We start from the raw sequence: 21,417 nt of genomic DNA on the forward strand, positions 1-21,417 counted from the left end.
GTCAGGCCTTGGAAGTCGGTGCGGACGCGACGATCGCGTTGCGGTGTTCGGAGTCGGGGTCGAACTTGCTGATCAAGAGGTCCTTGATCTGCGCGAGGTCGAGCTCAAGCTGCTGCTGGCGACGATCGAGCAGGAACTTCACGATCACCCCGGGGACCGCGACCACCAGGCCCATCTGGGTGGTGAACAGCGCGGTGGCGATACCGGCCGCAATACCACCGCCCTGCGAGAACAGGGTCATATCGCCGAGCGAGCGGAAGGTTTCGATCATGCCGGCGACGGTGCCGAGCAGACCCAACAGCGGCGCGATCGACACCACCGCGGTGATCATGGTGGCGTGGCGCTTGATCACACCGTCGAACTCGCCGAAGGCCTCATCCAGATAGCGACGCAGGTTGGGCCGCGGCTGCTTGCACACCTCCATGCCGCGCACGATGGCCTGATCGACGATGCCATCGGGCGCCTTGGCGCGGCCGTCGGCGTAGCGTTTGATCAACACCCGAACGTTCTTGCCGCTGCCCCGCTGCAGCAGGGCCCAGCGCGCGCCGATCGCGTACCACAGCACCACCGCGCAGGCGACCAGGGTCGGCATGACGAACCCACCGGACGCGAGGTAGGCGCCGATCGAATCGATCACACCGCTGTTGGGGTCAAGGCCGAGTGCCATGGTGGGCGGGTCCGGGTCCGGTCCGTGCTCAGGCGGCGCTACGGGCAGCAAGCCCGGCGCGCACGTCCTGATGCAGGTTGACGATCTTCAGCGCGGACTTTTCCATGTCGTCCTTGATGCTCTCGGCCCAGCCGTTCAGCAGGCTGCCGAACAGCAGGCAAGGAATCGCGATGATCAGGCCCTGCATGGTCGTCACCAGGGCGGTGGCGATACCGCCGGACAGCAGTTTCGGGTCGGAGGTGCCGAATTCGGTGATCACATCGAAAGTCTGGATCATGCCGGTGACAGTGCCGAGCAGGCCCAGCAGCGGAGCGACCGCGGCGATCATCAGGATGAAGGCGCCGAAGCGGTTCAGATGGCTGGACTCGTGCAGGATCGATTCCGACACGATGTCCTCGAGGTGCTCGCGCTCGCGGTCGAGGTTGCGCAGGGCCGCCGTTACCACGCGCGCCGCCGAGCCCTTGAAACGCTTGGCGGCAGCGATGGCGTCATCAATCCGGCCTGCACGCACCGCGGGCGCCACGCCATCGATGATGTTCTTGATGCTGGCGCCGGCGCGCTGCAGGAACAGCGCACGCAGGGCAACAAAGATCAGTGCCACCGCACCGAGCGCGAGAATGATGTAGCCGATCAGGCCACCCTTCTTCATCTCGTTGACAAAGCTCTTGTTCTCCGGATCGAGCACCGCGGCGTTTGCGTTCTCGAACAGGTAGACCTGCAGCGTCGCAGGCAGCTGCCCGGCCGCCAGCGCCTGCGCCGACTCGACCGCGGGGTCTTTCCACAGCCGCAGACGACCACCGCCAGCCGGCACCAGCGCGCCACTGCCCTGCTCACTGACGCCATACGCGGCGATGCTGCCGAACCGCACCAGCTGACCCTGCACTTCGGTGCCGTCCGCGAGGAAGAATGCACCGGCCTCGCGGCGCACCTGGGCCAGGCTTCCGAGGGTTTCGATCGAGGTCTGGAACAGGGTGTTGAGCTTCGCCTGCTCCTCCAGCCCAGCGAACTCATCGCTGGACAGGCGCTCATTGCCGAACCCGGCCAAGGTGCTGCGTGCCTGCTCCAGGGTAGCGTCGATGAAGCCGGTGTTCTCGGCCAGCGCGAACGCCGCCTGCTCGATCCGATTGAGCTCAGCAGCTGCGTCTTCGGCTTCGGTCCGCGCGGACAGCAGTTGATTTTCGAGCGCCGACACTTCGGACTCCAGCCGGCCGCGCTGGCTGGCGGTCTGGCTGCGCACCTCTTCGATGCGCCGGGTCAGCTCACGCTTCTGTGCTTCCAGAAAGGCGAACTCGCGACGGTAGGCCTGCTCAACCGACACCGTTGGCGCCGGTGCAGCGGCGGGCGCGGGCGATTCGGCGGCGGCAGCTGCGGGCGCCGGGGTGTCCTGAGCGACTGCGGCGAACGGCAACAAGGCCGCCAGGGCGATACGGTAGAAGGCGCTCATCGGCTGGCTCCTGCGGCGGCCAGCGGCAGCTCGAACCAGCCCTGGCGGATCTGCTTGCCCAGCGCGTCGAACAGGCTTGCGACCTGCTGCTGCTGGACGGTTTCGGTCAGCACCACGAAGGTCCAGCCTTCGCCGGCGCGCTGCGCTTGGCCGATGCGACCGTCGCGGGTGCGGAAGTACAGGGCCATCGAACCGAGCTTGGCCACATCGGCCAGCACACGCTCGTCGCCCAGGCTCAAGGTCTGGGTGTGCAGGCTGTTGTCGCGGCTGAGCCGGAACTCGTCTTCGAAGTAGGCCCACAGGCGATTGACGCCGCGCTGCGGCGGCACACTGCCGTTCTCAAGCTCTGCGCGGAAGCGGCCGAGCTCGCCGGTGCGCTCTTCGATCTTGAACGGCAATCCGCCGCGGATGTGCTGCTGCAGGGCCTCGATCGCGCTGATCAAGGCCGGCTTCAGGGTGTCCGCCGACAGACTCACCGAATCGATCTCGGCCTGCTTGGCGGCGAGCTTCTCGCGCGCCTCGCGCGCCGTCAGATTCTGCCGTTCCGAGCTGTTGCTGAGCTCGGCCTTCTGCTGATTCAGCGCCGCCAGACCGACGCGCTGCTCTTCGCGCAGCAGTTCGAGCTCGGCGTTCAGCTGTTCGACTTCGCCACGCAGGCGAATCAGGCCCTGGGCCAAGGTGTCGGCTTCGTCCTGGGCCAGGCTCGGAGCGGCAACGCCGGCGAGACCCACGGCCAGCAATGCGCTGAAAGCCAGCGGGCGGAATGCAAACAGGCGGGTCATGAGGGCTCCGGAGGAACTTGGATCGACGCGGCGGTGGCCGCTGCGGGCTGCTCATACGCTATGACCGCGCGATTGCCGTTTTATGACAGCGGCGCCGAAGCGGCCTGCTTCGGGCCACCCCGGGCCAGCGCAAAGCGCTTGCAGGTCTATGACTTAGCTGAACTTCGATGCCCCGCCCACGAGTTCTTGTTGCACTGCAAGCTGATATAGTTCGCGGTCCGTCCGCCGCCCCGATGACCACTGTGAAAGACCATTTGCGCGAACTCGTGCTGCAGGCCCTGCTCGACATGAAGCGGTCCGGTGAGTTGTCCTTTGATGCCGAGCCCGAGTTCGTCATCGAGCGTAGCAAGAACCGCGAGCACGGCGACTACGCCAGCAATGTAGCCCTGCTGCTGGCCAAGATCGCCGGCCGCAAGCCGCGCGAACTGGCCGAGGCCATCGCCAAGACGGTGCCGAAATCGCAGCACATCGAGGCCATTGAAGTGGCCGGGCCGGGCTTCATCAACTTCCGCCTCAATCGCGCCTGCCGCATCGGCACCCTGCGCCGCGTGCTGGAGCTGGGCGAGCGCTACGGCGCGCAGCCGGAAGGCTCGCGTGAATCGGTCACGGTGGAGTTCGTGTCGGCCAACCCGAACGGCCCGCTGCATGTCGGCCACGGCCGCGGTGCGGCCTACGGTGCTTCTGTCGCCAACCTGCTCGAGGCCTACGGACATACTGTTCAGCGCGAATACTATGTCAACGACGCCGGCCGGCAGATGGACATCCTCGCCGTCAGCGTCTGGCTGCGCTATCTGGAGCTGTGCGGGGAGCAGCCGCGGTTTCCGGACAACGGCTACAAGGGCGACTACGTGGTCGACATCGCGCGCGACCTGCGCAGCGAGATCGGCGACGAGTTCCGCCACCGCGCCACCGAGCTGGAGGGGAATCTGCCACCGGACGAGTCCCACGGCGGCGACAAGGAAACCCACATCGATGCGGTGATCGCGCGCTGCAAGGTGCTGCTGGGCAGCGAGGCCTGCTATCGCAAGCTGTTCGACAAGGGCCTGAGTTGGTGCCTGAAGCTGATCCGCGAGGACCTCAGCAGCTTTGGTGTGGTCCATGACAACTGGTTCAGCGAACGCTCGCTGATGACCGACGGCTACGTGCAGCGCGCAATCGACACGCTGGACAAGGGCGGCCATCTGTTCGAGCAAGACGGTGCGCTGTGGTTCCGCGCCACCGCCTTCGGCGACGACAAGGACCGCGTCGTCAGGCGCGAAAACGGCGCCACCACCTACTTCGCCTCCGACCTGGGCTACCTGCTCAGCAAGTTCGAGCGCGGCTTTGAGCGCGCCCTGTACATCTTCGGCGCCGACCATCACGGCTACATCGCCCGGCTTAAGGCCGCAGCGCAGGGCCTGGGGCTTGACCCGGCCCGGATCGAGATCCAGCTGGTGCAGTTCGCGGTACTGTTCCGCGGCGGTCAGAAGGTGCAGATGTCGACCCGCTCCGGCCAGTTCGTGACCTTGAGCGAACTGCGCGAAGACGTCGGCACCGATGCAGCCCGCTTCTTCTATGTCATGCGCGGTAATGATCAGCACCTCGATTTCGACCTCGACCTGGCCAAGAGCCAGTCGAACGAGAACCCGGTCTATTACATCCAATACGCCCATGCCCGCGTACATGCCCTGCTACGCCAGGCCGCAGAGAAGCACTGGAGCTTCAACCGCACCGCCTGCAATGCCAGCCGCGCCCTGCTGGTCGACCCACGCGAGGACGAGCTGCTGGTTGATTTGATGCGTTTCCCGGAAATCATCGAAGCCGCCGCCGAAGCGCGCGCGCCGCAGGTCATCGCCACCTATCTGCGCGAACTCGCTGCCGGCTTCCACAGCTACTACAACGCCGTCGCCATTCTGGTTCCCGAGGAAGATCTGCGTCAGGCGCGGCTGGGTCTGTGTTTGGCGGTGCGCCAGGTGCTCGCCAACGGCCTTCGCCTGCTGGGTGTGTCGGCCCCGGAGCGCATGTAGTGGCCGCCAAGCGCAGCAAGCCACGTTCGCAGGCGCGGCGCGGCAACGAAAGCCGGATCCCGGGCTGGGCCTGGCTACTCGCCGGCGTGCTGCTGGGCCTCGCCATCGCCGCCTTCGTGCTGTTGCGCGAGGGCTGGGACGGTCGCGCTACCGGCCCGGTGCCGGATCCACAGGCCAAGCCGCCGCAGACCAGCGCCGAACCGGCGGTACCCGTGGCTCAGCCTGAACCACCGAAGCGCCCGCGCTACGACTTCTATACCCTGCTGCGCGAAAAAGAGACCGCGATTTCCGACCGCGAGCTGGCCGATCGCGCCCGCGCCGAAGCCGCCGCGGCGGAAGCGGCCGCTGCCGCACCGGCCACGACACAGACCCCGCCGCCCGCCGCCAGCCTCGAGAGTTTGCAGCTGCAGGCCGGCGCGTTCCGCGATGCCGGCGACGCCGAGGCGCTGAAGGCGCGGCTGGCGCTGATGGGCCAGATCGCCCGCGTGCAATCCGACACCATCAACGGCAGCGTCTGGCACCGCGTGCGGCTGGGGCCCTACAGCAGCTTGCGCGAGGTCGAAGCCGTCAAGCGCGAGCTTACCGGGAACGGCGTCGATGCCATCGCCGTACGCGAATCGACCCAGTAGACGCATAGGGGCGCGGAGAACCCGCCGCGCTGCTGATGACAGCAGACGCCGACTGCGCGACCATGGCGCGTCCCGCATCCACCTGATCGAGCCGCCCGCCCCGTGCTGAGCCTGGCCCTCACCACCGCCGACCGCAGCCCGCGCCAAGCCCAACAACAGGCCGCGCTGCGTGTCTATGCCGGCAGCAGCCTCAACGACGCTGAGAACGCTCGCCGCAGCACCGACAGCCGCCAGGACAGCGCCGCCCAGCGCAGCCACAGCGAGCACCCACAGGATCCCGACACCGTCATCAGCTACCGAAAGAGTGGCCTCGACCTGCGCCTGCTGGCCGCCGGTGACACCCTCGGCAGGCGACTGGATATCCTCGTCTGAATCTCCACGGCCCGCTCCGCGCCAAACCCGCCCTGTGCTATTCTGCGCGCCCCGCGACGGCAGGCAGCAGCCACGCTCGCGGTGACCGAAGCACACAACGCGCCTGTAGCTCAGCCGGATAGAGTAGTGGCTTCCGAAGCCATTGGTCGGGGGTTCGAATCCCTCCAGGCGCGCCATTCTCCCAGTGTCAGATCTGTGCCTCCAACGAGAGCAAACGGCGCAGCTCGGAAGCTCCGAGCCCGCCAAAGTTCTTGCACCACATGATGAGGCGTGGCCTGTGAGATGACTTTCTTCCGGCACACCTTTTCAATGCTCGTCCCCGACTCCGACTGCTTCATCGCGTACGCGACCTACTCCACGGTGAGCTTCGATTTCCTCATGGGGAAACGGCTTCCTGCTGGGCTTCGATATCGCCAAGTTTTTCTAGTTCAGGGTGGTCCAGGTTCTTGGGGGCGGGGCAGCACCGCACTGCGCAGCAGAGCTGCAACAGCCTCGAAAGCATCCGTGAGACAAAGCTTGCTTCGCTATCGGCATTTGAGACGCCCGCCTTTCAGCAGGCTGGAGTCGCCATGCAATCGGTGCTGATCCACAGCACGCAACACAAAGCAGCAAGCGTGAGAAAGGCAAACACGTTGGCGGGCTGGCCGAGCGCACCGGTCGTGGCTGCAGAGTCGGCGCCGATAAGTACCGCGATGACCGCGCCCAACCCGCCGATCAAGCCAGCAGCGATCAAATGTCGCCGATGCCGTCGCTGTCGGGCGACGCGCGCCATCAGCGCCGCAGCCAAACCGCCTTCCGCCAGCTGGGACGTGCGCATGCTCGCCCTAAGCCAGCGATCAAGCGCCTCGTCGTCAGGCATGGTCTGCTCATCATTGGGGATCATGCGCTCTCTCCGATTGACGTGCGGCAGTGGCGTGCGAGCTTCTCGCGCGCACGGCGAATGAGCGACTTTACCGTGCCAAGTGGCTGGTTCATCGCACGGGCGACTTCGGCGTGGTTCAAGTCCTGCTGATAATGCAGCAGCAGCGCGGTACGCTCGGCCTCACGCAGCTGATCGACCAATCGGTCGAAATCGAATTCAACTTCGGGACTGTGTGTCAGATCGGCCCAATCGCCCTCGTCGGGTAGCGGCAGCAACTCGCGAAAGCTGCGCTGATCTGCCAGGAACACCTGATAAGCGATCTTCAACACCCAACTCACGAAGCGTCCGTCGCCGCGGAAACTGCCGAGATGGCACCACACCTTCCAGAACACTTCCTGAGCCAGATCATCGGCGCGCTCGTGGTCACCGCGCGTCAGCCGACGCAGGAACTGCCGCACCGATGATTGGTGCAGGCCAAGCAACTCCGCGAACGCACGCTGGTCCGCCGCGCCAAGCACGCGCGCTATCCACCCGGCCTCGCGCGGATCAACCGCGGTTCGCGTCGGCCGATCCATCGGACTTGCCGAGCAGCAGGAAGACGACACCGAGCGCGACCGGCAAGGCACCGAAGATCCAACCAATGCCGCCGATGAAGAAGGTCGTCACTGACCACGCGAGGCCGATCGCGACGAACAGCCATCCGCGCCGGCGGTCCGCCGCGGCACGGCCAGCGTGCAGCATCTCGGCGAAGAGCATGTCGGCTGAGCCGCCCCGCTCAAGCAATGTGCGAAGCGTCTTCTGCTGCTCCACCTTGATCCACCCGATGGTGTAGACGGTGGCCGCCAGTACTAGCGCCAAGCCGACAAGGCCTGCCGCCATGATCAATGCCTGATCCATTTCATTTACTCCTGAGCTGTGCGCGCTGGCTATTGGCAATTGACGGACCGCTGCCACTGGCAAGCGAAACCGCCTGCTACACCGAATGCACGATGGGGCGGTTCGGATGCATCGGATTAGCTGGATCGCACCATCAGCTGCGCGTCGCGATGGCCGGCTCGAGCCTCGCTGCGCGCCGCGACGGCAGATACACCGCGATCGCGGTCAACATCAACAGGAACAGCGCTGCGACCAACAGGTACATCGGTTGCATCGCCATGCCCATCAGCCCACTGCGGACCGTGAAGTAGTTGATTGGCAAGGCCAGCGCAGCGCCCAACACCAGACCAATGGTCGTCGTCAGCAGCCCCTCGCCGACCAACATGCCGATCACCCGGCGACGCGTGGCGCCGAGCGCCCGACGGGTTCCGATCTCGCGGATGCGCTTGCTGACCGAATAGGCCGCCAGCCCTGAAATACCGAGCGAGACGACCAGCAGCATGGTCACACTGATCACTCCGAACACCCGGGTCACTGCGATCGATGCGAACAGGTCGCGCGCGATCAGATCGTCGACCGTCGACACCTGATGTATATAGCGGCCTTCGATCACTTCCAGTCGATCCTTGATCGTCTCCAGCAGCTCAATGGCGCTGCCCGGTTCTGTACGAATCAGATAGTTCGGGGCGGAATTTGTCTGCCAAACGACCAGCGGACGAATCACGCTCATCGTCCGCAGTCGTTGGTTTTCGACTGTGACGCCAAGCACATCGCGATACACGCCGATGATCTGTACCAGTTGTCCGCTCCGGCCAAGCCACAGCGACTTGTCGACCGCGGGTGCGTCGCCGAACAGCTCGTCGGCCAGTGACTGGCTGATCATGACGACACTCGGATCCCGCCCTGCTTCGGCGCTATCGCGCCAAACGACATCGTCCGCCCGAATCGCCCGACCCGCAGTCAGCTGAAGGCCGAGGACATTCGGACCGGCCGCATCGGTGTCGTACAGGCTGACACGAAGCTCCCGAGCCTTGTCGTCGTTGGATGTATAGACGGCGGCGGCCGAGCCCCAAGCCGGCAGATTGTTCATGGGCGCGGCATCCACTACGCCCGACAGCCCACGCAGCAGCTGCAGGTCATGGTGAACGACCGACCCGGTATCAGAATTGTCCTGGAAGCTCTGTGGCAGAACGTAGATTAAGTCACGCTCGTCGAAACCCTTCGGTACGTTTGCGTAGTTCCGCGACTCCGCCCAGGCGAGCAGAGAGTTGCTGAACACGGCAAAGGTGAGCGCGATCTGCACCGCCAACAGGACGGTCAGCAACTTGCGGTGACGCATCATGCGCAGCATCGGAGGGATTCCCATCCCGATTCCCCTATTCGGTCTTCAGATTGAAGGCCGGCGAGGCGCGACAAGCGCGCCACACCGGATACAGGCCGGCAATCGTCGCGCCGGCAACCGCTAGCGCAATCGCGGTCAGCGCCATCGTAAGATCCAGTTCAAATGCCCGATCGAACATCGGCGAGGTGCGGCCGATCGACAACGACATCAACGCGCGCATCGCGGCCAGGCCGAAATACGACAGCGCCAATGCCAAGACGCCACCGACTGCTCCGACGATGCCAACCTCGATCAGGTTCTGCACGAATAGCGTCATACGGTCCGCACCCATCGCTCGTCGCACGCAGATTTCGCGAGTCTTTCCCATCAGCTTGGCGAGCACGATGCTAACCAGGTTGGTTAGGCAGATGATCATGAACAGTGCGGCCACCACCACGAACATCTTGAACTGTGGACGCACAGCCCGGTTGATCACCATCCACTCGCCTAGGCCAGTGACGAAGCTCAACGTCTCCCGCGGGAAGCGCCCGAACTCACGTTGATCGGCGATGTAGTCCAGCAGAAACTGACGATAGCTTGCTATCGCAGCGGCATCTGCCAACTCGACCCAAAGATTGACGAAGGTGCACTCTGAGGCCATCAAGCCTTCAACATCGGCCTTGCTGAAGGCATCCTCCCGATCCTCGTCGCGCTCCCAGCACGACATCGGATTGCCGGCACGACTCAGATTTGCGGCGACCGCGAATTGAAGCGGCACGAACGCCTGATGCAGAAAGGTTGGGTTCATCGAACTGTCGTAGAAGCGCGTGTTCGGTGTCCAGTTTCCAATTACGCCCGTAATGGTCGCCGACAAGCTGCCTAGCCTCACTCGTCGACCCACGCTGTTTTCACCACCGAACAGCTGCTCGTTGAGCTGTCGATCGATCACGATCTGCGGCGTCCCGGACGCGTCGGCCTCTGCACTCCACGGACCTCCGTACTGGAATGGCACCTCGAACAAACGGAAGAACGCGGCGTTGGTGGCGATACCTTGTAGATGCCGTGGGCGCGCATCGGTCGTGTCCGCCACGATTGCAAATTGAGTGTTGAACAAGGCAACCACTTCATCTGCACCGTCGCGTTGGTCGAGCAAGTGCACGGCGTCTCGCCAAGTCAGCCGTTCCGGCAGATCATTCTGGTCGATCGCGCGATCACCGTCGTTCTCTTGGTTGTCGAGCTGCACGACAAAGAGCCGATCGCTCTTGCCTGGCAGTGGGTCGGAACCCATGTTGTAGACGACCGTCACCATGGTCATCACCGCGCCGACGCCGATCGAGATCAAAGCGACCATCAGGGCAGCGAGCGCCTTGCGGTGGCGGATGCTGGCCCAGGCCAGTTTCAGGTTGTAGCCGAACATGCGCGCTCCTCGCTTCAGGCTAGTGCGACGGTCGGCGTTGGACGCAGGCCTTCGCAGCGAATGTCGTCGGTCACCCGACCATCGAGGATGCGGATGTTGCGCTGGGCGCGCGCAGCAAGTTCCGGCGAGTGGGTGACCATGATGATGGTCGTCCCTTCCGCGTTGATTCGTTCGAGAGTTTCCATGATCTGCTCCGCCATCGCGGTGTCGAGATTTCCGGTCGGCTCGTCGGCGAGCAAGTAACGTGGGCCGCCGGCCAAGGCGCGCGCAATCGCGACACGCTGCTGCTGGCCGCCCGAAAGCTGCGCAGGGAAGTGTCGCCGGCGCTTCGCCAGACCCACCACATCGAGTACATGATCAACCCGACGGCGTCGCTCGGCGGTCGGCATTCCTCTATAGCGCAAGGGCACTTCGATGTTGTCCTGCAGGTCCAGCTCCTGGATCAAGTTGAAGCTCTGGAAAATGAAACCGATCTTCTGGTTGCGGATCCTTGAGAGATCAACATCGCCGAGGCCGCGGACGTTCTGGCCGTCGAGCAGGCACTCGCCGCCCTCAAAGTCTTCGAGCAGGCCGATGATGTTCAGCAAGGTCGTCTTGCCCGAGCCCGAGGGGCCGGTGACCGCGATGAACTCGCCCTCTCCGACCTCCAGGTCGATCCCCTTGAGCGCCTCCGTTTCGACAAACTTGGTGCGGTACGTCTTGCTCAGGTTGCGCAGCTGCAGCATGGCAATCTCCTTCAATCGGTGATGTGGACGGCGTCTTCGCCGTTCAGTTCTGAAAGCCCCGAAACGACGATCTCTTGGCCCTCTCGAAGACCCGACAGGATCTCGACCTCGCCGGTGCCACGTGCGCCAATCTCAATCGGCATGCGTAGTGCAAGATCATCCTCGACGACATAGGTAATGCGGCCGCCGCCGCTGTCGACGAAGTCGCCGCGCCTGACCTTCAGCACGTCCTGTTTGTTTTCGACGATGATGGATGCCGTCACTCGCTGGTTCTGCCGCAAGCCGGCAGGCGGCTCTTCGTCGAACGCGATTCGCGCAACGACCTTGCCGGCCACGACTTCCGGCGAAATCGCGATCAGCGTGCCGGCGTGGTCGTTGCCGTTGAAGCGGATCCTTGCCTGCATTCCAGTACTGAGGTCGTCGACATAGACCTCAGGCACCTCGGCCTGCACCTCGAAAGCGCTGAGGTCGATCACTGTCGCGAGCGCTGCGTTGGCAAGAACGCTGTCGTTTTCCCGCACGTTTACACTGCCAACGATGCCGATGGTGGGCGCCCGGATCGCGAGCTCTGCGACCTGCCGGGTCAGCTCTTCTGCCAGAAAGCGCTGTCGATCAAGTTGCAGTTGCTTGACCTTCAACTCGAATGCCAGGGTCTCTGTGGCCAGCTCGGCACTCCGCGCCGCCTGTCGATGCACCAATGCCGCCTTCTTCTCCACGACCAGCGCTTGCTCGTACTCAGCGCGGCTTATCAGCCCGCGATCGACGCTGACTTGCGCGCGGGATAGATTGCTACCCGCAACTTCCAAGTCGACTTGCGCCATATCAGCGCGTTGCCGAGCTTCGAGCCCAAGCGTGCGCGACTGGATGCTCTGCCGCGCGACCTCGATTTCCAGCTCGTCAACCTTGGCCCGTTCCTGATCGTGGCGGCTCTCCAGTTCCGGACTGTCGATCAGCGCAAGTACATCGCCACGCTCGACCGCGTCGCCGGCCTTTACCTTTACGGTGACCACACCTGCCGAAGGCGCGTACAGCGTCGGGCTGTTGGCCGCGACGATGCTGCCCTGCACCGCAACGTCGCGCAGCAGATCGCCGCGCTCGACCCTCGCGACACGCAGCTTGTCGCGAGAAATCGCGACATCGGCGCTGTATAGCCTCGACAACGCCGGCGCAGCGACGACGACAAGCCCGATCACCACGATGAAGATCAACGCGATCCAACCGAGTCGGCGGTGACCTGAAGGTGCTCGGCGCAGATCGCGGTCTTGGCCGGAAGTATCTCGAATCATTGGCTTCGTACTCTCATAGCGTTGACGAGGCGTCAGGCCAACAACTCGGCTATGGCGTGCGAGCTCATTGCCCGCGCCATGCCGACCAGCACCTTGCGGTCGCCGGTGAACGGCTGTCGGCCGTGCGTGTAGAGCATATTGTCGAGGAGCAGCAGGTCGTCCCTCTGCCAAGGAAACGCGAAGGTCGCGGCCGCGTATGCCTCGCGAATCGCCTGCAACGCCTCTGCTTCGATCGGAGTGCCATCACCATAGGACGCGTTACGCGGAATATCCTCTTCGCCCACCGCCGCCAGAATGCTGTCGCGCACCTCTTCGGCCAGGGCACTCACATGGAACAGATGCGCCTGGTTGAACCAGACCCTCTCACCGGTCACGGGATGTATCGCAGTGGCCGGATTGATTTGCCGCGTGCGCAGCATCCCGTTGCTGCGCCACTCGCATTCGATCTGGTTGGCGCAGCAATAGCGCTCGACCTCATCGCGGTCCTCGGTCTGGAAAACCTCGGTCCAAGGCAGGTCGATGTCGCCGTAGTTGCGTACGTACATCACGCCCTTCGCCTCAAACTTCTGCCGCACCGCCGCCGGGATTCGCTGATACACCTCACGACTATCGGCCAAGGGCGTCGCACCTCCGTTATCCGAAGGGACCATGCACAGGAATCCGATCCGCATTGGCCACTGGTTCGAGTAGGCGTTCTCGTTGTGCTGCGGGATCGTCTCTCCCGCGTGGTATTCGGTGGCGGTGTAGACGTTGCCACGCAGCTCGGTGCGCGGTGTCGAGCGGAATGCATAGTTGAGCAGTGGCTCGCCAAACAGTGCCGACAACGCTTGCCCGAACTCCTTACTACTCATGATCTTCAGCCCTCGGATCAAAAGCGCGCCGTTCGCCTGCAGCAATCGATCGATTTCTCCGGCGTTGCTCTCCGCCCAATCGAGGACGCGCGTTCCCGCGATGTCAACCGGCAGCAGCAGTCGCCGATCGGCTACCAATCCGAGATCTTCGAGATGACACAAGGCCAGACTGCTCAAGGCGAACTCCGTTACAAGGGGGGCGCGGCATCACGCTGCCGCACCAAAGGATGGATGCGCCGGCGTTAACCGGCGTCAGGCGTGGCGGCAGCTCAGACCAGTTCGAAGCGTCGGTAGGCGTACATGCGCTCGGCGGGAATGCCTCTCTCGAGGCACAGGTCGAGAAGCTTCTTCGATTCGGTGATCTGCTTCGAATCGTCGCTGTACTCGATGCCCATGAAGTAGTTGTACCAAGGCTCCATTCCGAGCGCGTAGATGCACACCTGCTTTGGTCTGAAGGTCTCAACCATATGTGCAGCCTGTTCGAAATCGGCACCGTTCAGACGCCGTGAGTCCTTTATCTTCTTGGTGACGAGCTTGGTGGTCAGCGCGCCATAGAGCCATGTGTACGGTGCGCCGACACATTCCATTCCGATCGCCAGAAGATCTATGTCACCGGAGATCGCATGGATATGCCGGTACATATGCGGATCAAGATTCGAGGAGTCCGCACCAAAGAAGATCTTCTTGCCGTGCAGTTCGACCAGCCAGGCGGTCTTGGAGCGCACGTTCAGATCGCCGTGCTCGCCAAGAAACGGCAAGCTCACGATGCGTCCACCGGCGATGTGAACCTCGTCCATGTCATCGACTTCGACAACATGGAAGTTGAACTGCCGCAGCATCATTCGCAGTGAAGGATCGGAGAGGGATCCGCCGTTGTTCTTCGGCACTACGATCGTGTCGGTCTTGTAACGCAACTGCAGCAGGGTCTCGAAGCTAACGTGGTCTTGATGGTTGTGGGTCAAACAGATGAAGTCGATCTTCGGCGGCAGTTCGCTGAAGCTCAGAACATCGTCGAAGTTGTCGCTGCCGCGGCTGGCGATCACCGGGTCGACCAGCAACGTCACTTCGTTGGTCTCAACCATGAAGCCAGCATGGCCGATGTACTGCACCCGTACACCTGTGGCCACCGGTTGATGCCGCTTGCGCGGGGCATCCGCGGTAAACATGTCCTGGTAGTCGAGCCCGCCGCGCAGGGCATAGGGCTTGAACAGTCGCTCGATCGTCGCCGCATCGGCCGGGCGGTCGCGCAGCTTGAAGAGCTCGTCGAGTTCGGGCGCGTTGTAGTGCGCGTCGAACTGCAGGTGGTTCTCGTCCGGCAACCGCGGCGTGCTCAGCGCAAACGGTCGCTCCTTGACTTTCGACAACATCCCGAACGAAACGCTCTGCAGTGAAGGCTTGTAGAACTTGCTTCGATACAGCAGCCCCTCGAGCAGGCGGTACGAGGCGTTGTGGTACATGTCCATGAAGATTTCGACGTAGCCCTTTAAGGGCGACGGTACTTTTTCGTATAGCTTTTCGATGGTTTCACCGCTTGAGTGCGCGCGCAGAATGTCGTCCAGCTCTTTGACCGCGTTCGACAGCTCAACCATGTCTGCATGGTGGCTATCGATCTCATCAATGAGCCGCCGAATATCGGCGACCTGCTCTTGCGTGCAATTGAGGAACTCCGCACCCGCCATGCCAGGCTCGTTTACCGCCATGATGTGCAACTGATAGTTGTTGACGAACGAGGTCATGATGCGGCGATGGGTGTTGACCATGTGCCGCGCTGCGGTCACCGGCGGAATCAGGTAGGGCCAAGCGAACCAGTGATTGAACAGCGGTTCGAAGTAAACGTCCTCGCGTAGGTACAGCTCGGTGCTCCGGTCCATTCTTGCGTTTCCTTGCTTGAGATCTAGTTGTCGTAGCTGCGGTGCTTCGGCACTGCGAGTTTTTGCGACGACCGGGCGGCTGCACAACGGAAGGACGACGTGCGGCGATGCACAGCGAGCTCCTCGAACCACCGAATGCAGCAGCGCGTCGCCCGGATTCACTGCCGGGTGATGTCGCTTGCTGCATCGGCGAACGTTCGAGTCGTGAGCATCATGTCGCCATAACCATGACTGACGCCATCGTCGTCGCCGCGGGGCGCTGCTTGCTGCATGGGCAGCGGCCACTCACGCTGTACTTCGGTCACTCGAATCGTGTAGCTCGACCCCGCCGCGAGTTCGAGCGCGATCGTGGTGCCTTCGGCTGGCATGCCGAAGTACAGCCATCGCCACCAACCATTGCGTCCGTCCTGAACTTCAATCTCTCGACCGCCTAGGCGGGCCGATCGAATCGGCTTTGAGGGACGAACGAAAAGCTGCACCTCGCTACCGGCGGCGGCCGGCCTCAGTCGAAACTGCAGGTGTCGTGCGCCTGAGTCCACCGTGTCGGATAGCAACTGAAGCTGCGGGCCGGGCGCCGGATCGAGGGGCGCGGCGCCGACGAAGTAACTTCCTGAGCGGGTGGGAAACAGATCTGCGATCGGAAGCTCGCGCGGATTCGAGCCGATCGCGCTGCGCGCACGCGAATCCGGATAGCGCCGCCCACTCGCCCAGTAGGCCTCACTGCTATCCAAGTCGCGCACGTAGATCAGATCATCAGCGTCGCGCAACGGACCGTTGCTCGCGGCGACTCCGATGGCGGCAACGATGCCAAGGCCGACGAGCCCGTGAGCTACCGCCGTCAGCTCGACGACCAGCGGCTTGGCGCGTTCCAGGATCGGCGCCCCCAAAGGCAGAAGCAAGGTCAGCGGTAACAGCGCCAACGTCGGCGCTTCCGCACCCAAGCCGATGTGCAACATGCGCACGTAGTACGCCAGCCAGAGGACTGACAGCAGCACTGAAGCCGCTGCCGCAGCAGCTTCGGCGCCATCGAAACGCCTGGCCAGCGGGGCTGCTGCGAGCGCGATCAGCAATGCACCGAGCAGCGGCGGCAATAGCACATGCATCGTGGTGGGCTGCAGTAGCGCCATGGCCGCCGCCGCCATCAGCCAGACGAGCATCGCGGCACTCGACAGGGCTATCGTCGAAGGAGACCGGCGAAGCAATAGGCTCAGCAGGCTCACGATGCCAGCGAGCACGGCGGCGACCAGGAGCGGCAGGTCGGCTAGGATTGCGGTACAAACCGCCAACACGGCTGCGATTGCGATACCGGATGCGTGCACGCCCTTTCGAACCCAGGCATGCAGCGCAGCGAACACCGCCCCGGCGAGCGCCACATGCGCAATCAACAGCGTATCGGAGGCAGCCGCGATGCCTACCCGACCGATCGAGCCCAACAGCAGCTGGTTGACCAATGCCACCAGCAGCGCTGTGGCAATTGACAGCAACAGACAGAAGCCCACGCCGCCAATGAGTGCGCGCCCGTAACCAAGCACCGCTCGACGTTGCAAAATCACCAGTGAAAACAGTACGAGCGCCGAGATCAACAACCAGATTCCGAGTGACGTCTCATAGCGCACCAGCTCGGCTGATGTCAGATTGAAGAAGCCGACATCTGCGGTCCGCTGCAGCGGTAGCTCGCGCTGTCCGAGCTCGCGTATCAGCGGCACAGCATAGCTGCCATAGTGGGTAAGGGTGGCCGGCGCGATGCGATCAACCGTGTCGCCCGCCGTGTGGTAGTGGGCGGCGCCCTCCACGAAGGCGAAGTTCATCCCGGCGATCCCGGCTTGCTTGAACACCGACATGTCGGTGCTGTTCGGCATCAGCCGATAGAGTTCGTCAAACAGTGAGTCGGCCACCGCCGCCGGTGCAGAATCAGCAAGCAGCCCGACCAGTTCGCCGTTGTCAGGGCTGGTTTCAAACATCAGCACAGGACCACGGGTTCCGCGTGCTTCGAAGTTCAAAGCCGCACCTATGCGCTGCGCCAACGGATGTTGGTCGACGAACGCCTGCGCACCCAGCAACCCAGTTTCCTCGCCATCGCTGAAAAGCACGATCAGGTCGTTGCGAAATGGCTCGTCGGCGAGAGCTTCAACAGCATGCAGAATCGTGGCGACACCGCTGCCGGCATCGGCGGCGCCTGGCGAGTGGCCGTGGGCATCGTAGTGGCTCGCCAGCATCAGCGCATGGCCGCCGCCTCGCAAACCCTTGCGAACGCCAATGATGTTTTCCACCGTGCCCGCCAACGTGCCGTCGATCAGCCGGGACACTACTTCGGCGCGCTGCACCTCTACTTCGAACCCGGCCGCGCGCAGCTCCCCCACCAGATAGTCGCGAACTGCGTGATTGGCCGGCGTGCCAATCGGATGCGGCACCGCCGCAATTGTTCCGAGCTTGTCCAGCACGCGCGCGGTCGAGTAACCGTCTGTCGATTGGTCACTCGGCAGATCGACTCGGCCCGCGAGCAGAATGCAAGCCAGCAGCGCGATCGGAAATCCCAGCACCGCGAGCCACTGGCCGCCACGCCCAAGCGGAATCATGCCGCCACCTCACTCAAGGTCCGCGCAGTCGACATCAAGGTAAGTCGTTGCAGCTCCTGCTCCAGCACGCCAGCAACAGCCATCAGCACTTCGTCACGACGCTGGTCGATAAAGAAGTGGCCGCCGTCAAACTGCTGCAGCACCACTTGGCCGTCGATGTACTCTCGCCACGCCAGCAGCTCCTCGACCTCGATGGTGTCTGAGCGACCATGGAACAGTGTGCAACGCGCCCTCACCTGTGGTTGCAGCCCGAGGTCACCGCGCTCCGCTAGCGCAAAATCTGCCCTCAGCATTGGTAGGAACAGCTCCATCGCATCAGGGTTGTCGAGCAGCACGGCCGGTGTTGCAGCCAGTGAGCGCAGCTCAGCGATCAGTGCGTCGTCCGCCAACGTGTGCAGCATCCGGCTATCGCGCATCAGATGGGGTGCGCGCTTGGCCGACACGATCAGATGCTGCACCGCGCGGACGTCAGACAGCTGCAGCGCCCGCGCCAGTGCGAACGCGGTCAGTGCTCCGTTGCTATGCCCGAAGAACACGCACGGGAGGTCGAGAAAGGGGGCGATCTCTGCCCGCAAGGCATCGACCATGCACGCGAGATCGGCGATCGGCGGCTCGCAGAACCGGTTGGCGCGGCCTGGGGCCTGCACGGCAAACATCTCGACGCCATCAGGCAGCGCTGTCTCCCAACCATCGAATACTCCGGCGTTGCCGCCGGCATATGGAAAGCAGAACAGCCGTAGATTTGCGCGGCGGGGGCTGCGGTGCTGTCTGAACCAGATCGACATTGTGCTGTGCTCCGTGCTTAGTGTGCTCGTTGTGGGCGGCGCGGCACTCAACGACGCGTTTCAACTTCGACCAGGGATTCGCCAGCTGCCCACCGGAGGTCGCCCTCTGGGCCCAGAGATGCGTCATCCGTTTGGCAGATAATCCGTCCGCGCTCGAACTTGATCAGCTTGTCAGCCAACTCGAAGTAGCGGTCGTCATGGGTCACGACGATCACGGTCTTTCCCTTGCGCTTCATCTCCGGCAGAAATTCCCGGTAGAAGTAGTCGCGAAATGGCGGATCCTGTTCGGCAGCCCACTCGTCGAACACATAGATCTCGGAGTCGTCACAACAGGCTGCGAGAAGCGCCAGTCGCTTACGCAGTCCCTGAGACAGTTTCGTATGCTCGATGCGGCTGGCGTTGACCTGGGTTTTGTCGCTGAGTTGGAGCTGCTCAAGCATTGCTTCAACAGTTTTCGGATCGGCCCCGTTCGCGGTCTTCGGCAGCAGGTCGCTGAACAGATGATAGTCCGCAAAGATCGCCGAAAAGTACTCGAGGTAACTGCTTGGCGGCTCGGCATCGACCGCGCAACCGTTCAGCAGCACGTCGCCTTCGGTCCGCGCATACAGGCCCGCGATCAGTCTCGCGCAGGTGGTTTTACCGCTGCCGTTGCCGCCCACCAGGTAGATCAGATCGCCGCGATCGATACGCAGGTCGATCGGACCGACAGCAAAGCCTTCTTCGTCCTTGCTTTCGGCTTTGTACGCATAGCGAACGCCGCGCAGCTCCAACGTTGCGAACGGAGCGCGCTGGTTGCGCTCCCGGTCATCAGTTTGCAAGGGAAGCTCGGCATCGAAGATACCCAGATCGCGTAGCCGCGCCATCGCCACCTGCGCACGGGCAATGACGCGCAGACCATTCAGCAGCTGAGAAATTGGTCCGGTGACGTACAGAATGACAACGATGAAGGGCAACAGCTTCGCGGTGGGCAGCTGCAACAGGAACGTCGACGCGAAGATGACGACGCCGATCGCTGCGAACACAACCGCCGTGTTCCAGTTGTTGGCGAGGTTCCAGAAGAACGCGGCTTGCAGCGACTTGGCTCGGTAGTCGACCGAGGCACTGTCGAGCTCGTTCTGGTGAAAGCGCTGCTTGCGCGCCCCGTGCAGGGCAAGCTCTTTGTGCCCATCGACAACGCCCTGATAGCAAAGAAACAGCTGATCCTGGATCTTGCGAAGCTCGCGAAAGCGCGCCTCTCCATGGCGGAATATGTAGCGCCTGGATGTCGACAGCCCGAACGTCAGGAACAGCAGCACGATAGCAAACAGCTTTGGCGAGATCGTCGACAGGTAGAGGAGGCAAGCCAGGGTCACCGTTGCGTTGAAGACATAGCTTGGGACCAGCGTCACTAACTGATTCAGATCTCCAAGGTCGTGGGTCAGCGAAGTGAACACTCGGTGCCGGCCGATCCGCTCGATGCCCTGGTAGGTCAGCGCCGAAACTCGGGCCGTGAGCTCCTTGCGCGCCTGGTAAAAGATCCGTCCGCTAAGCGCCGACATGATCTGCTGAAAGGTCATGCCGATACCGAACATGAGGCCCAGCGCGATTGCGTACCTGCCGATCGCGGCAACCGGATCCTCGATGCCGACGGCATAGTCGGTGGCCAGCTTGACCAGCCACATGTTCATCAAGCCGGCAACAGCACTGGCTACGGTCGTCATCAACAGCCAGCCACGATTTCGTCGTAGCAGCGAAGCAATCATCGGAGTGCTCCCAGCCGTTCCGGTCGTTCGTCGCAGTGACTCAGTCTCATCGGTAAACCCATCGACCACCCTTCCGCCCAACGTTCAATCGATCGCAGCACGATGACCCTCCAGACAGTCTTCACCCTTGTTCGAATGCACGATGGCAGTCTCCGGATTCATCCGAGACCGCAGGCTTGCGGCGAGCCCGAGCACGTGCGGCATTCGAATTGCGCTTTGGTGACTTCCACCCACGTGGATGACGTCGACGTGCCCCGTTGTCACCTGCGACCAGCCGTAGTCGAGGTGTTCCTTCAAGGGGTTCGGGTCGGTCCTCGGCGATGCGTCACCAACCGTACGAAACAGGTCTAGGTCAAGATGCGCTCGCGGCGATGCGTAGCCGAGACGCGCCGACGCGATCGTGCACAGATACTGCAGGTAGCGCGCAGCCGTTGTATCGATTCCCACCGGGATCAGCCCCTTGGCGGCCGCGATGTCCGCCAGTCGCGCGATGCCGGCTTCGCGGCCCAGCTCGCCGATGGCGTGCCAATCAACATTCATCGATTCGCCGTGGAACAGGCGAATGTTGGCGTACCAAGGATCATTCGAAGCGTCCGGCTCGAGCACGGGCGGCGTGTCGATAATGCCGAGATAGTCGATCGATTCACCTTCTGCCTGCAGCCGAGCCGCCACCTCGTAGGCGAGCTTTCCGCCGAGCGAATAGCCAAGCAAGCGGTACGGGCCACTGGGCTGGGTCGATCGGATCGAGGACACGAAGCGTTCGGCTAGAGCCCCGTAGCTCGGCGTGCGGATGTCGTCCAGCAAGTCTGGGTTTTGCAGCCCGTACAGCTCCGCCACGGGTTCGAGCTGTTGCGCCAGCTCGGCGTAGCAACCTACCGAGCCACTTCCAGAATGAATGCAGAACAGTTTCGGTGCTGCAGCTGCCGTATTCATTCGCACAAGACAGGAGTCGATGGGCACGGCTTCCAAGGCGGTTTGCAGATGCTCACCAAGCGCGGCAATTGTCTGCATCCCGAACAGGTCGTTCAAGGTCACAGACCAGCCGTGGCGGCGCATGCCGGCGTACAGCTGCACCAGCAGCAGCGAGTGCCCACCGAGATCAAAGAAGTTGTCGTGGATGCCGACCCGCTCAAGACCGAGCACGTCCTGCCACAGCGCGCACAGAGCTTCTTCGATGGCCGTGCGTGGCGCCACGTAGGCGGCCC

At 63.0% G+C, this 21,417-nt stretch carries 19 protein-coding genes and 1 tRNA gene; 4 read left to right on the top strand and 16 right to left on the bottom strand.

Annotated elements, in window-relative coordinates:
* Nucleotide 1: 1 nt before the first annotated feature.
* Genes ACIQ7H_RS16355 through ACIQ7H_RS16365 form a run of 3 tightly spaced genes read right to left on the bottom strand, consistent with a single transcriptional unit; the run spans nt 2 to nt 2,893 of the window.
* A complete protein-coding gene (locus tag ACIQ7H_RS16355) occupies nt 2–667 on the bottom strand; it encodes a MotA/TolQ/ExbB proton channel family protein (protein ID WP_395793427.1) in 666 nt (221 codons plus the stop codon).
* Between the two features lie 28 nt (nt 668–695).
* A complete protein-coding gene (locus tag ACIQ7H_RS16360) occupies nt 696–2,111 on the bottom strand; it encodes a MotA/TolQ/ExbB proton channel family protein (protein ID WP_395793429.1) in 1,416 nt (471 codons plus the stop codon).
* Nucleotides 2,108–2,893: a DUF3450 family protein gene (locus ACIQ7H_RS16365; protein WP_395793431.1), complete on the bottom strand. Its 786-nt coding sequence runs from the start codon at nt 2,891–2,893 to the stop codon at nt 2,108–2,110. The genes ACIQ7H_RS16360 and ACIQ7H_RS16365 overlap by 4 nt, the downstream gene beginning before the upstream one ends.
* Before the next feature lie 233 nt (nt 2,894–3,126).
* On the opposite strand from ACIQ7H_RS16365, the gene argS reads away from it, so the two are divergent.
* From argS to ACIQ7H_RS16385, 4 genes are all read left to right on the top strand, one after another.
* On the top strand, nt 3,127–4,899 hold the full coding sequence (gene argS / locus ACIQ7H_RS16370) for an arginine--tRNA ligase (protein WP_395793433.1): 1,773 nt from the start codon (nt 3,127–3,129) through the stop codon (nt 4,897–4,899).
* The gene (locus tag ACIQ7H_RS16375) at nt 4,899–5,528 is read left to right on the top strand and encodes an SPOR domain-containing protein (protein ID WP_395793435.1); all 630 of its coding nucleotides are present in this window, start codon (nt 4,899–4,901) and stop codon (nt 5,526–5,528) included. Before argS ends, ACIQ7H_RS16375 begins: the two co-directional genes overlap by 1 nt.
* A 102-nt stretch (nt 5,529–5,630) precedes the next feature.
* The gene (locus tag ACIQ7H_RS16380; protein WP_395793437.1) at nt 5,631–5,900 is read left to right on the top strand and encodes a hypothetical protein; all 270 of its coding nucleotides are present in this window, start codon (nt 5,631–5,633) and stop codon (nt 5,898–5,900) included.
* 99 nt (nt 5,901–5,999) lie between these two features.
* A tRNA-Arg gene (locus tag ACIQ7H_RS16385) sits at nt 6,000–6,076 on the top strand.
* 374 nt (nt 6,077–6,450) lie between these two features.
* Here ACIQ7H_RS16385 and ACIQ7H_RS16390 read toward each other — a convergent pair.
* The 13 genes from ACIQ7H_RS16390 to ACIQ7H_RS16450 form a co-directional block, all read right to left on the bottom strand.
* Entirely contained in the window at nt 6,451–6,783 is a 333-nt protein-coding gene (locus ACIQ7H_RS16390) for a hypothetical protein (RefSeq protein ID WP_395793439.1), read from the bottom strand.
* Nucleotides 6,780–7,280 carry an RNA polymerase sigma factor gene (locus ACIQ7H_RS16395; RefSeq protein ID WP_395793441.1) on the bottom strand — a complete coding sequence of 167 codons (501 nt, stop codon included), beginning with the start codon at nt 7,278–7,280 and terminating at the stop codon, nt 6,780–6,782. Before ACIQ7H_RS16395 ends, ACIQ7H_RS16390 begins: the two co-directional genes overlap by 4 nt.
* 28 nt (nt 7,281–7,308) lie before the next feature.
* The gene (locus ACIQ7H_RS16400; protein ID WP_395793443.1) at nt 7,309–7,659 is read right to left on the bottom strand and encodes a hypothetical protein; all 351 of its coding nucleotides are present in this window, start codon (nt 7,657–7,659) and stop codon (nt 7,309–7,311) included.
* A gap of 133 nt (nt 7,660–7,792) precedes the next feature.
* The gene (locus tag ACIQ7H_RS16405; protein ID WP_395793464.1) at nt 7,793–8,941 is read right to left on the bottom strand and encodes an ABC transporter permease; all 1,149 of its coding nucleotides are present in this window, start codon (nt 8,939–8,941) and stop codon (nt 7,793–7,795) included.
* 73 nt (nt 8,942–9,014) lie between these two features.
* A complete protein-coding gene (locus tag ACIQ7H_RS16410) occupies nt 9,015–10,376 on the bottom strand; it encodes an ABC transporter permease (protein WP_395793445.1) in 1,362 nt (453 codons plus the stop codon).
* 14 nt (nt 10,377–10,390) lie between these two features.
* The gene (locus tag ACIQ7H_RS16415; protein ID WP_395793447.1) at nt 10,391–11,101 is read right to left on the bottom strand and encodes an ABC transporter ATP-binding protein; all 711 of its coding nucleotides are present in this window, start codon (nt 11,099–11,101) and stop codon (nt 10,391–10,393) included.
* An 11-nt stretch (nt 11,102–11,112) separates the two neighbouring features.
* On the bottom strand, nt 11,113–12,309 hold the full coding sequence (locus tag ACIQ7H_RS16420) for an efflux RND transporter periplasmic adaptor subunit (protein WP_395793449.1): 1,197 nt from the start codon (nt 12,307–12,309) through the stop codon (nt 11,113–11,115).
* Nucleotides 12,310–12,419: 110 nt separating this feature from the next.
* Nucleotides 12,420–13,415, bottom strand: a complete 996-nt coding sequence (locus tag ACIQ7H_RS16425; RefSeq protein ID WP_395793451.1) for a TauD/TfdA family dioxygenase — start codon at nt 13,413–13,415, stop codon at nt 12,420–12,422.
* A 92-nt stretch (nt 13,416–13,507) separates the two neighbouring features.
* Entirely contained in the window at nt 13,508–15,109 is a 1,602-nt protein-coding gene (locus ACIQ7H_RS16430; RefSeq protein WP_395793453.1) for an MBL fold metallo-hydrolase, read from the bottom strand.
* A 158-nt stretch (nt 15,110–15,267) separates the two neighbouring features.
* Complete coding sequence (locus ACIQ7H_RS16435) at nt 15,268–17,685, bottom strand: M20/M25/M40 family metallo-hydrolase (RefSeq protein WP_395793455.1); 2,418 nt, start codon at nt 17,683–17,685, stop codon at nt 15,268–15,270.
* Nucleotides 17,682–18,470, bottom strand: a complete 789-nt coding sequence (locus ACIQ7H_RS16440) for a thioesterase II family protein (RefSeq protein ID WP_395793457.1) — start codon at nt 18,468–18,470, stop codon at nt 17,682–17,684. Before ACIQ7H_RS16440 ends, ACIQ7H_RS16435 begins: the two co-directional genes overlap by 4 nt.
* A 47-nt stretch (nt 18,471–18,517) precedes the next feature.
* Entirely contained in the window at nt 18,518–20,212 is a 1,695-nt protein-coding gene (locus tag ACIQ7H_RS16445) for a cyclic peptide export ABC transporter (RefSeq protein WP_395793459.1), read from the bottom strand.
* 84 nt (nt 20,213–20,296) lie between these two features.
* The coding region (locus ACIQ7H_RS16450) for a thioesterase domain-containing protein (RefSeq protein ID WP_395793462.1) at nt 20,297–21,417 on the bottom strand (1,121 nt) is incomplete at its 5' end.

The sequence above is a fragment of the Aquimonas sp. genome, from assembly GCF_044377145.1.
In the GTDB taxonomy this organism is placed as follows: Bacteria; Pseudomonadota; Gammaproteobacteria; order Xanthomonadales; family Xanthomonadaceae; genus Aquimonas.

What these genes read in the sequence shown, in the direction of transcription:
- ACIQ7H_RS16355 (WP_395793427.1), bottom strand. Translation starts at nt 667, where the DNA reads ATGGCACTCGGCCTTGACCCCAACAGCGGTGTGATCGATTCGATCGGC.
- ACIQ7H_RS16360 (WP_395793429.1), bottom strand. Translation starts at nt 2,111, where the DNA reads ATGAGCGCCTTCTACCGTATCGCCCTGGCGGCCTTGTTGCCGTTCGCC.
- ACIQ7H_RS16365 (WP_395793431.1), bottom strand. Translation starts at nt 2,893, where the DNA reads ATGACCCGCCTGTTTGCATTCCGCCCGCTGGCTTTCAGCGCATTGCTG.
- argS (WP_395793433.1), top strand. Translation starts at nt 3,127, where the DNA reads ATGACCACTGTGAAAGACCATTTGCGCGAACTCGTGCTGCAGGCCCTG.
- ACIQ7H_RS16390 (WP_395793439.1), bottom strand. Translation starts at nt 6,783, where the DNA reads ATGATCCCCAATGATGAGCAGACCATGCCTGACGACGAGGCGCTTGAT.
- ACIQ7H_RS16400 (WP_395793443.1), bottom strand. Translation starts at nt 7,659, where the DNA reads ATGGATCAGGCATTGATCATGGCGGCAGGCCTTGTCGGCTTGGCGCTA.
- ACIQ7H_RS16410 (WP_395793445.1), bottom strand. Translation starts at nt 10,376, where the DNA reads ATGTTCGGCTACAACCTGAAACTGGCCTGGGCCAGCATCCGCCACCGC.
- ACIQ7H_RS16415 (WP_395793447.1), bottom strand. Translation starts at nt 11,101, where the DNA reads ATGCTGCAGCTGCGCAACCTGAGCAAGACGTACCGCACCAAGTTTGTC.
- ACIQ7H_RS16430 (WP_395793453.1), bottom strand. Translation starts at nt 15,109, where the DNA reads ATGGACCGGAGCACCGAGCTGTACCTACGCGAGGACGTTTACTTCGAA.
- ACIQ7H_RS16435 (WP_395793455.1), bottom strand. Translation starts at nt 17,685, where the DNA reads ATGATTCCGCTTGGGCGTGGCGGCCAGTGGCTCGCGGTGCTGGGATTT.
- ACIQ7H_RS16440 (WP_395793457.1), bottom strand. Translation starts at nt 18,470, where the DNA reads ATGTCGATCTGGTTCAGACAGCACCGCAGCCCCCGCCGCGCAAATCTA.
- ACIQ7H_RS16445 (WP_395793459.1), bottom strand. Translation starts at nt 20,212, where the DNA reads ATGATTGCTTCGCTGCTACGACGAAATCGTGGCTGGCTGTTGATGACG.